The organism is Legionella santicrucis (assembly GCF_001468135.1).
Lineage (GTDB): Bacteria > Pseudomonadota > Gammaproteobacteria > Legionellales > Legionellaceae > Legionella > Legionella santicrucis.
On sequence record NZ_LNYU01000083.1, the window covers coordinates 9,163 to 23,559 of the forward strand.

The following is a 14,397-nucleotide window of genomic DNA, read 5'->3' on the forward strand; positions in this document are numbered from 1 at the left end:
CGCGCTCAAAGAGCACTTCCAGGATTATAAAGGGTACTGCGATTCTAAATCGCAACTTCCGCTTGCCAGTGCGACCATGCCTTACCTTTTCTACGGCAAGGTGGTCTCTTCTCAATTGCAAGCCAAGATTGCAGAAGAGACGAAACGCTTTTTTCAAGAATTATTCAGCACCCAAGAAGCACTGCACAATAACGAAGCCTTGCAACAAGCCATTGTGTTTGTCCTCTATACCAAGAACGATGAGTTACTGCAGTTATTGGGGGAGTACGCTTCCAATTCAAGGGTACGGATTAAGACGGTATTACCGTATTTATCTTGGATATTTTCATTAATGCCGCGTGCAACTCACAAAGATGCTTTTGACGCGCTGTTAGCGACTAACCGGTATTATCTGCACCAATTAGACCAAGGAATCATCGCTTTTGACGCTCTGGAACAAGGTGCTGCGATTAATGCGATAAACAAAGAGGGGCAAAGTGCATTGCATCTTGCTACCTTAAAGGCAGATAAGAAGAGTGTCTGCACCCTCATTGCACGCGGCATTAATGAAAATATCCAAGATAAATACGGTAATACCGCTTTAATCTATGCCCTGAAAAATAACAACGAGGTTGGACGCGATATTGCCAAAAAATTGATTGCAGCGCAGGCGCAAGTGGATATCAAAAATAATGACGAAAATACACCACTTATCATCGCAGTGCAAAACAAGGATTTAGCCATGGTGAACTATCTGCTGGAGCACGGAGCTTGTCTTGAAACCTTTGATTCCCACATGAAAACCCCCTTATTTTGGGCGGCTGAGAACGGAGATGAGGTCATTTTTGATACGCTCCTGAAACACGGTGCTCAAGTCAATATAGCCAGTTATCCGGGTGAAGATACTCCGCTGCTGGCCGCACTAAACAATAACCATTTGGGTATTGCACAAAAAATCTTGTCACAAAAAGAAGTGGTAATAACACAAAAAAACAAGTGTGGCGAGACGGCACTTCATCTGGCTGCTGATAATCCTGAAATCCTAAAGACTATTCTCGCATTATATCCAGAAAATCAATGTCTAGAAGCGGTGATGATTCAAAACAAATTTGGCGCTACAGTACTTCATAATGCTGTTTATAATCCTGAAAGCCTAAAGACCATTCTAAAATTATTGCCAGAAAATCAACGTCTACAGGCGGTGATGATTCAAGAGGTATTTGGCTATTCAGTGCTTCATGGTGCTGCTGCTATGCATTCTGAAAGCCTAAAGGCCATTCTAGCGTTATTGCCGGAAAATCAACGTCTTGAGGCGGTGATGTTTAAAAACGAAGACGGCAATACAGTACTTCATGAAGCTGCTGCTAGGAATTCTGAAAGCCTAAAGACTATTCTCGAATTATATCCAGAAAATCAACGTCTAGAGGTGGTGATGATTAAAAACGCATATGGCAATACAGTCCTTCATGAAGCTGCTGCTAGGAATTCTGAAAGCCTAAAGACTATTCTTGAATTATTACCAGAAAATCAGCGCTTAGATGCGATGATGATTCAAGACAACTATGGCAATACAGTACTTCATAAGGCTGCTAACAACGCAGAAAGCCTAAAGACCATTCTCGCGTTATATCCAGAAAATCAACGTCTAGAAGCAGTGCGGGTTAAAAACAAATATGGCACTACAGTGCTTTATCTGGCGAATGCTGAAAGCCTAAAGATCATTCGAGCATTATTGACTACAGAAACTGATTGTAATAGTGAAAATAAGGAACAAGCGGTATTGCCTTCAAATCAGGATATTTTAAGAATACCCCAAAACAGACCCTCATTTTTCTTGATTGCTAAAGAAAATAATAGTGACAAAGATGTGCGGCATAACCCAGCCCCTATGTGATTACCTCTGTGCTGAGACGCCACTGACGTCACATTTCACAGAAATGTCTTTTATTTTACTAGTATAATGTGAATTAGATATAACTATTTAAGGATTGCACTGCATAATATAGTGAAAAAATCAGACCTTTTGTTGTGTTTTTGCGAAACAGTGAACAGAAAACAAAAGGCCTGAAGTAGAAAAATTAATAGAATTGTACTGTGTTGTCGATGATTTTTGTTGGAAATTTTTGTCATGGCAATATATGCATTTCTCAAAAAATGCCCAGGCTTCAGGATCATCACGTTGTTCTGGCAACATGAAATCAACGGTATTTCCTCTTTATCAACAGTCGATACAAATAGCTCCATTGGCCTTTTACTTTAATATAGGTCTCAGTGGACCATTCTTATGCAAAATTTCAGATCTTAACTTGGCAGAGTACTTTTTTGCGATACAACCGAGGTGGTGTCACGTTAAGTTAAGCTGACAGTGTACTGTCACTTTCTGACGGTATCCAAAGAAAGGTCTGGATAATAAAATTATCACCAATCATTTATTTAAGAAAAGATTAATTTAATGTTTAGGTAATCAACATGAAAAGAACGAGTGAGCGGCAAGAAAGTTATCCTAAATTTTACGCGAAAAAAAATATTCAACAACTGAAAGAAGAGTTTAAAAAAAGAATTTCTAATGTCTTACACGAATACCCAAATAAAAGTGCAGCCATACGTTTAAGTAAAGAATTAAAATTCGCTACAAATTTTAGAAATATACTCGAGCTGGTAATCTCAGCGGAACCTGGTTCTATTAATGTTGTCATATGCAATCAGTTGTTAAAAAAAATAAAAGACTATCCCTTAACGCTTTTCATTTTTAATGAGGCTAAATCTTCTCGCTTGGCAGATGCTATTACCTTTACCAGCTTTATTGACGCGGCTTTATTTACTAATCATACAGATGCCGCCAAAGAGTGCTATAATAGCCATTTTCAATTTCATTTACCCATTCATAAAAACAGCCCAAATCATTTTACCATCGACTTTCATGGGGCTAGTTTTGGAACAGCCTGGTTTACATTGCATGCACTGGCACAGTCACCCGAGCTCAACTATACATTAATTATTGGTAAAAGTTCGCATTCAAAGCTTGGCCAAGCACCTGCGGTGCAATCTGCTCTTGACTTATTTGCTAAAGAACATCAAGAAGCTATTAGCTTACAGAAAAATCAATTCAATACTGGTGTAACCTTCTTCAAAAAATTACAACCAATTGATATCAGTAAGACAATTAATAAAGCTTGGAGTGGGCATCTGTTGGCCGAGAATCGCCAACTTAACTTAACTTAACTTAACTTAACTTAACTTAACTTAACTTAACTTAACTTAACGTAATGCAAGCATCGTAGCTGGGGATTTGGTTTATGTTTTTTGTACTTACGGAATTTAAAGGAATTTTCATGGAACCATAAGCGTGTTTATCGTATCTAAGCTGAATCTTCAGATTAAGCCTAAAAAACGTTTAGTGAGAGAAAAATCTGAGTCACTTTCTGTACCTGATACGATAAATCAATACTGCCATATGGATTTTATGCATGAGCAATTAGCAAATGACAGAAGCTTTCAATTAGTCAATGGGGGTGATGATTTCAATTGAGCAGAACTTTGTATTGAAGTGGACTTTTCTTTGTCTTCAGCGTTGTCAAAGCATTGGAGTAGCGATTGAGTGGAGAGAAAAACCAAAGTACTTGCGATGTGATAACGTATGATGCTTCATAGCAAATGAATCTAATTGAAAATAATATAATTTTTATGAAGGATTGTTTAGAATATATTTTCAATTGAAAAACATCTATCGGTATTAAAAATGAGTTTTTTTGAACCAATAATATTGGGACTGGTGCTAAGTGCGGATTCATTTTCAGCTGCCATCGCAATGGGACTTAAACCCCATACATTAAGAGACTCATTGAAATTTGCATTTTTATCGGGTGGTGCAGAATTAATTGCTACATTTATAGGTGCTATAACTGGCGAAAAAGTTATTTCTCAATTTAGCTCTATCGATCATTGGATTGCATTTTTATTACTGCTCGCTGTTTCTATCCATATGCTTTATGAGGGCTTTGTTGAATGGAAAAACAGAAATAATACGATACAGAACGTTAAATTTCATGGTCTTATCAAATTGTTAATCGTTGCAATTGCAACAAGTTTAGATGCTCTGGCCGTAGGGGTGAGTTTGGGTGTTTCTAATAAACCATTATGGCCTTACTTAATTTCTATAGGTGGTTGGGCATTTGCATCGACTATAATTGGCATGGGTATAGCAAAAAAGATTCCACAACGATTATCGGCAGTTTTCAATATCATTGGAGCGTGTATATTACTTATTCTTGCTATTGAAATGATGAAATTATAATTCTTATCTTCTATAACAGTCTAACAAAATCAAAATATAATTAAAGAGTGGTAGTTTATTTAATGTCCTGAATTAGCGCTGAAAAATAAGTTGGCTGTTCAGGTCTTAGTTAGATACCAAGCTAAAGAAATTGAATTCGGATACGATTGATTCTCGGGTAATATTGGAATTTTTAAACGATTGATAACCTGATTGATGTCAAATTCAGGTAAACTAAATTGATTCTTGTAATTCGTATAGTGTAGTGTATGCAAAACGCTCAAACATTTATTTTAATTCACGGTGCTTGGCATGCTTCTTGGTGCTGGAACCCTATTGCAAAAGAGCTTATTTTGAAGGGCCATAAAGTTTTTATGCCTGATTTGCCTGGACATGGCCTAAAAAATCAAATAAGCAGTGTGATAGGTTTTACTGATTATGTGAACTGTGTGGTTCAATTAATTCAGCAGCAACAAGAACAGGTGATACTAGTTGGTCATAGTATGGCAGGGTTGGTTATTTCAGAAGTTGCAGAAATTATTCCCGATGCCATTCGCGAACTCGTTTTTGTCGCAGGCTATGTTCCACAAGATAAGAAGTCTTTGCTTTCATTAGCTCAAGAATCTGCATCAAATAACCTGACCCCTTTTTTAATTATTGATGAAACATTACAAGAAATTCGTCTTCGACTTTCACCAGATTTAGTGAATGTTTTTTTTAACTGTTGTAAGAGAGAAGATGCTCAAAAAGCGATGTTGCAGTTACAGGCGCAGCCTATGCGACCATTTACAGAAACAATTCATATTGGTGAAAAATATACTTTTATTCCTAAACGCTCTTTAGTTTGTCGCTATGATCAAGCGCTACTTCTTAGTGATCAGTTGCGTATGAGTAGAGCGGTTACCGATAATATTATATATTTAGATGCTGACCATGCTGCCTATTATTCAGGTGTAAGGCAGATTGTAGATGAATTATTAAAATAAGAGAGTTGTTGTTATGCGTGAAAAAATTTTAAAAGATCATAATGTTGCTACGACCTCGTTATTAGCGAACTATTGGAAGAATGAGGCTAAATCTAAAGAAAATTGGCCCACATTAACACAAAAGCAGGGTACAAGAGAAAAAGACTTATTTAAAGATCCTCTGATGCAGAACTTTGTTAATGAGCAAGTAAAAGAAGAAGCAGAACAAAGACTTGATAAAAGAATGTGGTTGCCATTAGCTACCAGAACGCGTTTCTTTAGACAAACTGTATCAGACGTCGTGAAAAACAAAGAAATAAAGCAAGTTATTATTTTAGGTAGTGGTTTTGATACTTTACCTGCGCGTAAAATAAAATATACGCAACAATTTGGAGTACGTTTTTTTGAAATCGACCAGCCACAAATTCTAAAATGTAAAGAACGGATTTATGCGGAACAATATATTAATAAGAATGCCACTTACATTACTCTCGATTATGTGAAAGGTGATTTAATTGCTGCATTAACAAGCAATGATATTGATTTTACAAAGCCAACGTTAATTCTATGGGAAGGAAATACATTTTATCTTGAAAAAGAAGAGGTGCTAAGAATTTTGCGTGATTTATCAAGTAAATTTAGCCACCTGGTTATTACGTTCGATTACATGCATACCCTTATGCAAACAGGGACACAGCAATTAGACTCATCCGCCAAAGAAAAATGCCTCGAAAAAACTTTAGATGAGTTTGCCAGTAAAAAATCTCCTTTTAAAACATTTTTTGAGCCAGGCGAGATTGTTTCCTTATGCGAAGAGCTAGGAATACAATGCATTGATCATAAAACAGCAGCAGAATTAGCCAAAGAATATAAAGTGGATCAAGAGCCCTACTATACAGCTGAAACTTATTCTATGGTAACGTTTGAGCATAAATAAGTATCCATAGTAAATGTAGATGCTGTCTTTACAGTAATAAACCATTTCTGATGGTTTGTTTTTAAAGGCGGCACGTTGCATTGACTGCTGAAATACCCAATTCACGAAGTTATCCAATGTTTTCAAATATATTATGAGGGATAAATAGCTTCCGTATAATTGATACATATATTGCATATCACTATAAGTTTAATTTAATTCATATTGTTCATAATTAAATCATAATGTTTTAGGAGATTTTATTATGGGCCTTGAAATTTATACTTGGAAAAGCAGCCACAAAGGCTTAGGTTTTACAACACCAGTTAAGTCTACACTTCTCGGTGGGAATGTGGGGCATGCTGCTGTTGAATTAACCTTTCCCGCTGATGAAAAGGGAGATGAATTAGCAAAAAAATACCAGGATACCCGAGGTCTTGCGATAAGTAAGCGGACAGAAATGGTTCCAGAACAACAAGCGGATGGTAGTTACAAGGCTAAGGAACAGATTAATTATTTTGTTTATTTTAGTTGGTGGCCAGGAAATAGTAATGGCCATCACATTAATAGCCACCGGGATGATTTAGAAGCGGAATGGCGTCACGAGCCAAGCCATAAAATTAAATCCTATACAAAAGGATATTTATATGGAGAAAATGTACCTGAAGATAATAAAACCAATGTTAAAGGAAGTTTAGTACGTGAAAAAACAATTACCAAAGCAAAAGAGTTTTCACATACACAACTAAAACATGAAATTGAAAATGATCCAGCCTATAAGGAGTTGACAGCAGAAAAAGTCGCATTGGCAGCTGAGCATAAGCATTTGACAGATAAATTAACGAGCTTTATGCAAGAATTAAACCAGGCTCGTGTTGAAAACAGAGAACCTAATAAAGCTCTTGATTTAACTGAAGCTGAAAGTGTTCGATGTAATGAGATTCCCAAGGAACTAAATCGAATCAATGCACAAATCGACTTATGTAAGATAGACTTCGAAGAAAGACATCTTAGTGTTGGAGAGAGACCTGCTGCGATCGTTAGAATACCAACTACTTATGATCATAATGCACCAGATTTTGCACTAGATGCTGAAAAAATTCTTGATGAAATGGCCAGCTTATCACAGAGCGCGATCGCTTATAATTATACTAAATTTAATTGTTCTACTACTGCAACAAAAGTGGTCAAATCAGGTATCAGTGATGAATTAAAAATAACTATGGAGGCTGATGGATTTGATGTTGAAAAGGCATCAAAAGCATTCATTTCCACACCCACATCGTTTTGTGCATTTAGTAAAAAAATTCAGTCCGAATTACTTCATCTTAATACCAAACAAGATGTTATCGATCAGCAACAAATAAATGGACCTCAAATAGCATCTACAAATGAATTCAAAGCGCGATTCAAAGAAATCACTCGAGAACAGAGAAGAGAAGAAGTCGATGCAGGTTTTACACTCAGAAATTAACCTCATCATTCCTAATAGAATGCTCTGTACGGCGCTCATTAACTACAGTAGTGTAACTTATATTACACTACTATCAAAAACAAGCACATTTATATAACCCATAATTAGTTTGTCTATAAAATGCTATAGATATAAATTGATTATGATGTTCATCTTTGCCCACGCTTCGTGAGGTTTTTTAATAGCCAATGAAAAAAATCTCGTGCGAGCTGCCTCACTAATGTATTTTTACTCATTGTTACCAATAGAGATGGCTCTGATGTTGCCGTTTTCTCATGTGAGGGGGGAGGTGTATCCATTGTTGTGTTTTGCTTTTTTTCAGCAAGCATTTCTGCCGCGGAATAGGTATTGTGCGGATGAAAATAGCATTGGTACAAATGAGATGTGTTAAGCGTTTGTTGCACTTCACTGTCAGTTAATACACCCATTCTTGATTCTGGTGGCCTAATCATACAGTGAATTAACGGTGTTGGTTCTCCTTCCGCGTCAAGAGCACTCAAAAGAGCTTCACCAATGCTTAAAGTAGTTAGCATTTTTTCTGTATCATAATAGGTTGATGGGGGGAAGTTTTGAGCTACTAATTTCATTGCTTGTCGATCTTTTGCTGTAAATGCGCGTAGTGCGTGTTGAATTTTTAATCCGAGCTGTCCTAAAACAGCCTCAGGGATATCGTTTGGTGTTTGAGTGCAAAAAATCAAGCCCACACCTTTGGAGCGAATTAATTTAACAATGGTTTCTAATGTATTTAATAAGGCTTTGCTCGCATTTTTGAAAATTAGGTGTGCTTCGTCAATAAATAAAACTAATTTTGGTTTATCAGGATCGCCTAATTCAGGTAATTGGCGATAAATATCGGTAAGTAATTTTAACATAAATGTTGAGAACAACTGGGGGCGATCTTGCATGTCCATTAAACGAACAATGGAGATAACTCCCTGGCCATTTTCGTTATATTGTAATAAATCATCAATTTTAAAAGCGGGTTCGCCAAAAAAATGTTGGCCACCCTGAGATTCTAATTCGACTATTTTTCGCATAATAGAACCTATCGAAGCTGTAGCAACACTACCATATTGAGATTCTATTTCTGCATTTCCTTTTTTGCTTTGTATGTATTGCAATAAGGCTTTAAAATCTTGTAGATCAATTAGAGGCATTGAGTTGTCTTTAGCATATTCAAAAATAATAGTGATAACTCCAGCTTGAGTTTCATTAATTCCTAACATTCTTGAAAACAAAAGAGCACCAAAGTCAGAAATAGTTGCGCGCAAGGGGATTCCTGGAACACTACTTAGAGTGAATAACTCTATGGGGTATCCACGTGGAGTATATGGTACTTGTAGGGATTGGCATCGAGCCTCGATATCTGGAGTCGCAACTCCTGACTTTGCCAAACCGGAAATATCTCCTTTAATATCCATCACCAGGGTAGGAACTCCTGCAAGAGACAATTGCTCGGAAAGCACTTGCATCGTTTTTGTTTTCCCACTACCAGTGGCCCCAGCAATTAAGCCATGCCGGTTAAATGATTTGAGTACAAGATTAACAGGAGCATTTTTTAAGACTTTATCTTCAATAAGAATGCCCCCTAGTTGTAAGGAAGCAATGCTTTTGGATCTTTGATAAGGGGTGCTCAGATCTTCATACATAAAAACATCCTTGTTGCAGTTCATATGAATTAATTATACTCATTAATTTAGATTATTGCTGGGCATTAGGCTATGTTAAAACGGAGTTCAAACTGGGGGAAGAAATGTGCTCGTATATTATTCGCCAATAAATTCACAGTCCGTCTAATAAATGACATAATGTGCTTCATCTATTCGTAACGAGAATACTTATGAGAATGAAAAAAGAATGGAACTTTCTATTAAATTCCCCAGAAAAATTAACTGATATTCATTTTATAAAAGAGCGCTTGACCAACTTAAGTGAATTGCGAGAGTTATTAAATCTTTTAACGGAATATGCTCTTAATACAAATCGGGTTGATCTTATCAATTTACTTCTTGCTCATGATGATTTATTGGAGCACCTTTGTATTAAAGCATCTGATGTGAAGATGATAGTTCAATTATTACCTGAAGCAAAAGATAAGATTATAGACAAAATCAATACAAACCCAAGTATATTGTCAAAATTTGTTAAAGGTGGTGGTTTACCAAATTTACGTACTTTATTTGAAATATCAGAATTAGTTTTTCAACGTAACTTATTACGTGAAACTCTCTTAACAAATGAAACACTATTAATCGAATCTTTACAAAGCATAAGCCATCTTGAAGAGATGATTTATACGCTTTCAGCATCTGTAGATTTGATATTGCCAACAGTTTTAGCCAATCAAATATTATTGAGGCGTTTTTTAAAAGAAGACTTAGAGAAATTTGTGAAACCTCTGCCATCCTATAAAAATGAGATACTGGATAGCATATTAAGGAAAGATGTTTTATTCAAAGAGCAGGGAGATTTGAATGAATCAACTTTGCGCGAATTGGCAACTTGTTTTCCCGAGCAACTAGAGGCTATTATTAGAAAATGTAAAATATTTGATGAAGCTTTATTTCAAGAAATGATGCAAACAAGTAGAGAAATAAATAAACTGCTTGTACCCGATCGGTTTAAGAATGCACCACTCTGTGCTGCTGTTTTCAATAATGAAAAGGAGAAAATTGCTATCCTGATACAACAAAGTAATAACATCAATTCAACCTGTTCAGAGGGTTTTACTGCGTTGCATTGGGCGTGTATGAGACGTGATGAGACATTGATTCGTGATTTAATCTCTCAAGGTGCAGATTCAAAGATACAAAATAAATACGGAAAAACTGCGTTAGATTATTATTGCTACCAAATTAGACTAGATGATTTTAAATCTACTCTAGATTATGGGACATATCAAAGACTTAAAAAAGAAGGAACTCTTGCTCAAGGCCCAGTTTCAATGAAGGAATTTAATTTGGTTTTTTGGAATGAGCCTTCTAAAGCATTAGGTGCACCCATAAGAAATAAAAAAACGTTAAAGATGGTACCAATCTTATTAATAAGTCAGAAACAAATCCCATACAGCAACCAGCAGCTATTGCCACTCAAAGTTTTATTGCAAGCCCAATTTTTGCGGCAGAGGAGAAGACTCCAATTAATCATAGAGTTGAAAGTAGCTATTCACCAAAGTTTTAACATCCAAGAGCACTGCTCTTGCGAAAACGGCGGCTAACAGCAACAAATCTTGCCTAAATTTTTGCAATATACCATTTAAATGGAGCAACCCTCTGCAAAAACAGAGGGTGGTGAGAATCCTTTGAATAGAGAGTCTTTCTGATTTTATCTAAACCAGGCTATTAAAGTTAGTATCATACCGGAACAGATATAACTGTACATTGATGTAGTTTTATAAAGCTGTTTTTATGATATTTTCTCATGCATTAGTAGACCAATATATTTAAGAATAAGGTTATAAATTTTTCTGTTTCAAGCGATTAAATTAAAAATATTACTCTATACTTTAACATAAGTAAAAAGGAGGTAATGAATATGGCATCTGGAAGAGCTGACAGCGATACAATTGATGATACTATTATAAAAATTCTAAATACCTTATTAGAGATTGAAATGGCAGGGGTAGTGCGTTATACCCATTACTCCTTTATGATCTTTGGTTTTAATCGTATCCCTATTTGTAAATGGATGCGTGATCAAGCTCAAGAGTGTCTTAATCATGCTCATATGATCGGTGAGCTTATCACTCATTTTGCGCATCATCCAACACTTAAAATTGGTAAGTTATTAGAGACTCACGAACATAATATTAGTCATATTTTAGAAGAGTCTCTTGAGCATGAAAAACAGGGTTTGAATTTATACCATCAATTATTACAACATGCGGAAAAAAAATCAGTGTTAGTTGAAGAGTTTGCAAGAAAAATGATTCAAGAAGAAGAAATGCACCTTGGTGAAATATATAAGATGCTTAATCCTCAAGGAGTTTTTAAAGATTAAGAGGAAAGCAATCTGAGCAGATCATATAGGTCTACATTACGATTATATTTGTTAAAATTTTTCCAAGGATTTGCTTTTTTCTCTAAGCGCTGAAAAATATTTTTTAAATGGTAAGAGCGAGGATTTAATGAATTATTATTCAATTCGTCCCATTCCAGTGGTGTTGCAATAGGCGCTCCTTTCCTCGCACGTAAGGAATAGGGTGTTATTGCAGTCATAGCATAATCATTACGTAAAAAATCAATAAACACTTTATTGCCGCGTTTATCTTTCCTTTGTTCTAAGGTAGTTATTTTAGGGCATTTTTGATGTAATTTTTCTGCTATTTTTCGTGATATGGTTTTAATCTTATCAAATTTGTAGTGAGTTTTTAGTGGTAAATGAACATGAAGACCACGTGAACCAGATGTTTTGACAAAAGTTGTGAGATCATATTCTTCTAATATTTTTTTTAAAGTAAACGCTGCTTCACGAACTTTTTCAAAGTCATCATCTTGGGGATCAAAGTCAAAAATAATTTGATCAGGTTTTTCAATTGAAGATATTGTTGATAATGAAATATGTAATTCAAGAACATCTTGTCCTGCCAGATAGACTAAAGCTTTTTTAGAACTAATACCTGCCATTTTCATTTCAGAATTATCTTGTAAGGTGGGCACAGTAAACTCTTTAATGAAATCAGGAAAATAATTAGGACGATGTTTGTTATAAAAACCTTTTTCGTTGATTCCATCAGGATATCGTTTAAGAGTTATAGGTCTTTTTTGCACAAAAGGTAGAAGGTAATCAGAAATTTTATAAAAATACTCTACGACTTCTCTTTTTGAAATTTTGTCATCTGGATAAAGTAATTTATCTGCATGCGAGATATCAATACCAATAATTTTCATAGAGATTCACTCCCAAATAGTTTATACCTATTTTGATTTATCTTCTCGGCGCACATCTTTTGCATCTTTGTCTTTACGAAGACCTAAAAAACGGGGATGTCTTAGTTTTCCATGTTGCGTCCATTCCGTAAAACCGATTTCACCAACAAGATTAGGCTTTAACCAATGGATATTCTTTTGGGGCTCATCATATGGGCTAAAAGGACAAGATTCTTGTTCCTGTTTTTTCATTTTATGATGCAAAAAATTAAGGAAATCCTCATTAAAGCCAGTTCCGACTCGGCCAGCAAATTTTAATTGTTTGTTTTCGTAATAACCGACTAATAAGGCACCAAAACCAGTACGAGTACCCTGAGGATCAGTATAACCTCCAATAATAAATTCCTGTTTATTCATGCACTTAAATTTTAACCATTGATTAGAACGGTTATATAGATAGGGTGCTGTTGCATCTTTAGCAATAAGGCCTTCCCAGCCTTTTTGGCATGCCATTTCTAAATATTTTTCACCTTCTTTATTGCGATGAGGAAGATAACGAATGGGGGATTTAAAGTTAAAAGCATTTTTTAATAACGCCTTACGCTTACGAAGAGGTAATTTTTCTAATCCATACTCATCATAATATAAAAAATCAAAGACATAAACATAAACAGGATATTGCTTCATTAATTCTTGACTAGGATTTTTGATGTGCATCCGATGCTGTAATTGTTCAAAACTTGTTATTTTGTCCTTAAATACAACTAATTCACTATCAAGAATAAAGTTGCCCGAAAAGGCAGTTAACGTTTTGGTGATTTCGGGATAAAATTTTTTTTGTTCTTTATGATTTCGTGAAATGATGCTGATTTCATTATCTTTTTTATATAAAAGACAACGTTGTCCATCAAGTTTTGGCTCATAGATCCACTGTTCATCTGAGAAATAATCGTGAGTAAGTGTTGCTAACATCGGCGATATCTCTTTATTTTGTTCTCTTTTATCCAGTTGAGCTTTCATTTTATTGGATAATTGACCCAATAATTTATTCACTTTTTTTCTCTTCTTGAGCGATTTCATCTAAAGAGCGGCCAGTTAATACTGAGTTTGGTTCAGAGCTGACAGGGTTTTTCCGCGCATCAGCTTGATCATCGTCAAGTTTGAAAATAACCCATTGCTCTTTATTTTTTTTGAAATTGGTACGAGCCATAGCATAACCCCCTTTTATTTTTTCTCCATACAGACGAAATTTTAAAGAACCCTCTTTTAATGCTTTTTGCAGAGATTTTTTATCTTTTTTATCATCAATAATGGGTTCATAATGGCCAAAATCCCATACCATAACTACCCCAGCTCCATATTCTCCTTTAGGAATAACACCCTCAAATTTGGCATAATTGAGTGGATGATCTTCAGTTCTAATAGCTAATCTTTTCTGATTAGCTGCAGTTGAAAGTCCTTTTGGAATAGCCCAAGAAGCTAATGCATCATCCATTTGTAAGCGAAAATCATAATGTAAATGACTGGCATCATGTTTTTGAATGACGAAAATATGATCTTTTTCTTTCTTTTTTGTAGACCCTCCGTGGGGTTCTTTGGTTTTTCGAAAGTCTCTTTTTTGCTGATAAGTTTTTAAGTGGTTGTCTGTAGACATGATTAAATTCCTTTTTTAGAGCTTCAAGGGGAACAAATTGTCAACTGACCCTAATGATAGCCTGAATTTTATGTATTCTAATTATAAATTTATTATTCAATTTGTTTCATTTCAATAAAATAATTAAAAATAGATGCTGTTTGGTTGGAAAATTTATTAGCAATTATGATCTTATTGAGGAAATTATTTTTAGAGTATTTACGCCATCCTAAGCGTATAGGATGACATTATGTTTTATAGATAAAGACAACAAAGCTTCTTTAATCCA

Annotated in this window: 12 protein-coding genes and 2 pseudogenes; 9 read left to right on the forward strand and 5 right to left on the reverse strand. The window is 35.3% G+C overall.

From position 1 onward, the window contains the following. Positions 1–1,873: ankyrin repeat domain-containing protein (locus Lsan_RS22700; RefSeq protein ID WP_193392732.1), on the forward strand; the 1,873-nt coding region annotated here is incomplete at its 5' end. Between the two features lie 243 nt (positions 1,874–2,116). On the opposite strand, the pseudogene Lsan_RS23115 reads toward Lsan_RS22700, so the two are convergent. Continuing rightward, a pseudogene (locus tag Lsan_RS23115) lies at positions 2,117–2,249 on the reverse strand (DDE-type integrase/transposase/recombinase); the annotation flags it as partial. A gap of 199 nt (positions 2,250–2,448) precedes the next feature. Between Lsan_RS23115 and Lsan_RS15030 the strand changes: the two are divergent. From Lsan_RS15030 to Lsan_RS15055, 6 genes and pseudogenes are all read left to right on the forward strand, one after another. Then, positions 2,449–3,201 carry a hypothetical protein gene (locus Lsan_RS15030; protein ID WP_058514956.1) on the forward strand — a complete coding sequence of 251 codons (753 nt, stop codon included), beginning with the start codon at positions 2,449–2,451 and terminating at the stop codon, positions 3,199–3,201. A 54-nt stretch (positions 3,202–3,255) separates the two neighbouring features. Next, positions 3,256–3,614: pseudogene (locus tag Lsan_RS23120) on the forward strand (IS3 family transposase); the annotation flags it as partial. Positions 3,615–3,718: 104 nt separating this feature from the next. Next, positions 3,719–4,273 carry a manganese efflux pump MntP gene (locus tag Lsan_RS15040; RefSeq protein ID WP_058514958.1) on the forward strand — a complete coding sequence of 185 codons (555 nt, stop codon included), beginning with the start codon at positions 3,719–3,721 and terminating at the stop codon, positions 4,271–4,273. A 248-nt stretch (positions 4,274–4,521) separates the two neighbouring features. Next, on the forward strand, positions 4,522–5,238 hold the full coding sequence (locus Lsan_RS15045) for an alpha/beta hydrolase (protein WP_058514959.1): 717 nt from the start codon (positions 4,522–4,524) through the stop codon (positions 5,236–5,238). 13 nt (positions 5,239–5,251) lie between these two features. Beyond that, positions 5,252–6,154: a class I SAM-dependent methyltransferase gene (locus Lsan_RS15050; protein ID WP_058514960.1), complete on the forward strand. Its 903-nt coding sequence runs from the start codon at positions 5,252–5,254 to the stop codon at positions 6,152–6,154. A gap of 244 nt (positions 6,155–6,398) precedes the next feature. Next, complete coding sequence (locus Lsan_RS15055; protein ID WP_058514961.1) at positions 6,399–7,607, forward strand: hypothetical protein; 1,209 nt, start codon at positions 6,399–6,401, stop codon at positions 7,605–7,607. 149 nt (positions 7,608–7,756) lie between these two features. Here the strand turns inward: Lsan_RS15055 and Lsan_RS15060 are convergent, their stop codons facing one another. After that, positions 7,757–9,256, reverse strand: a complete 1,500-nt coding sequence (locus Lsan_RS15060) for a helicase HerA-like domain-containing protein (protein WP_058514962.1) — start codon at positions 9,254–9,256, stop codon at positions 7,757–7,759. 191 nt (positions 9,257–9,447) lie between these two features. Here Lsan_RS15060 and Lsan_RS15065 point away from each other — a divergent pair, with 191 nt between their 5' ends. Then, positions 9,448–10,824, forward strand: coding sequence for an ankyrin repeat domain-containing protein (locus Lsan_RS15065; protein ID WP_083505164.1), 1,377 nt, complete (start codon positions 9,448–9,450; stop codon positions 10,822–10,824). Between the two features lie 317 nt (positions 10,825–11,141). Further along, positions 11,142–11,606 carry a ferritin-like domain-containing protein gene (locus Lsan_RS15070; protein ID WP_058514964.1) on the forward strand — a complete coding sequence of 155 codons (465 nt, stop codon included), beginning with the start codon at positions 11,142–11,144 and terminating at the stop codon, positions 11,604–11,606. On the opposite strand, the gene ligD (Lsan_RS15075) is transcribed toward Lsan_RS15070, so the two are convergent. From ligD (Lsan_RS15075) to Lsan_RS15085, 3 genes are read right to left on the reverse strand one after another with little or no spacing between them, the layout of a single operon-like run. Beyond that, positions 11,603–12,496 (reverse strand): non-homologous end-joining DNA ligase, encoded by an 894-nt coding sequence (gene ligD / locus Lsan_RS15075; protein WP_058514965.1) that lies wholly within the window; start codon positions 12,494–12,496, stop codon positions 11,603–11,605. The genes Lsan_RS15070 and ligD (Lsan_RS15075) overlap by 4 nt on opposite strands. A 27-nt stretch (positions 12,497–12,523) precedes the next feature. After that, positions 12,524–13,528: a non-homologous end-joining DNA ligase gene (gene ligD / locus Lsan_RS15080; RefSeq protein WP_202814637.1), complete on the reverse strand. Its 1,005-nt coding sequence runs from the start codon at positions 13,526–13,528 to the stop codon at positions 12,524–12,526. Next, positions 13,521–14,129 (reverse strand): DNA polymerase ligase N-terminal domain-containing protein, encoded by a 609-nt coding sequence (locus Lsan_RS15085; RefSeq protein WP_058514966.1) that lies wholly within the window; start codon positions 14,127–14,129, stop codon positions 13,521–13,523. Before Lsan_RS15085 ends, ligD (Lsan_RS15080) begins: the two co-directional genes overlap by 8 nt. Positions 14,130–14,397: the final 268 nt, after the last annotated feature.

Coding starts and splice junctions, on each gene's coding strand:
- Lsan_RS15030 (WP_058514956.1), top strand. CDS start 2,449: ATGAAAAGAACGAGTGAGCGGCAAGAAAGTTATCCTAAATTTTACGCG.
- Lsan_RS15040 (WP_058514958.1), top strand. CDS start 3,719: ATGAGTTTTTTTGAACCAATAATATTGGGACTGGTGCTAAGTGCGGAT.
- Lsan_RS15045 (WP_058514959.1), top strand. CDS start 4,522: ATGCAAAACGCTCAAACATTTATTTTAATTCACGGTGCTTGGCATGCT.
- Lsan_RS15050 (WP_058514960.1), top strand. CDS start 5,252: ATGCGTGAAAAAATTTTAAAAGATCATAATGTTGCTACGACCTCGTTA.
- Lsan_RS15055 (WP_058514961.1), top strand. CDS start 6,399: ATGGGCCTTGAAATTTATACTTGGAAAAGCAGCCACAAAGGCTTAGGT.
- Lsan_RS15060 (WP_058514962.1), bottom strand. CDS start 9,256: ATGTATGAAGATCTGAGCACCCCTTATCAAAGATCCAAAAGCATTGCT.
- Lsan_RS15065 (WP_083505164.1), top strand. CDS start 9,448: ATGAGAATGAAAAAAGAATGGAACTTTCTATTAAATTCCCCAGAAAAA.
- Lsan_RS15070 (WP_058514964.1), top strand. CDS start 11,142: ATGGCATCTGGAAGAGCTGACAGCGATACAATTGATGATACTATTATA.
- ligD (WP_058514965.1), bottom strand. CDS start 12,496: ATGAAAATTATTGGTATTGATATCTCGCATGCAGATAAATTACTTTAT.
- Lsan_RS15085 (WP_058514966.1), bottom strand. CDS start 14,129: ATGTCTACAGACAACCACTTAAAAACTTATCAGCAAAAAAGAGACTTT.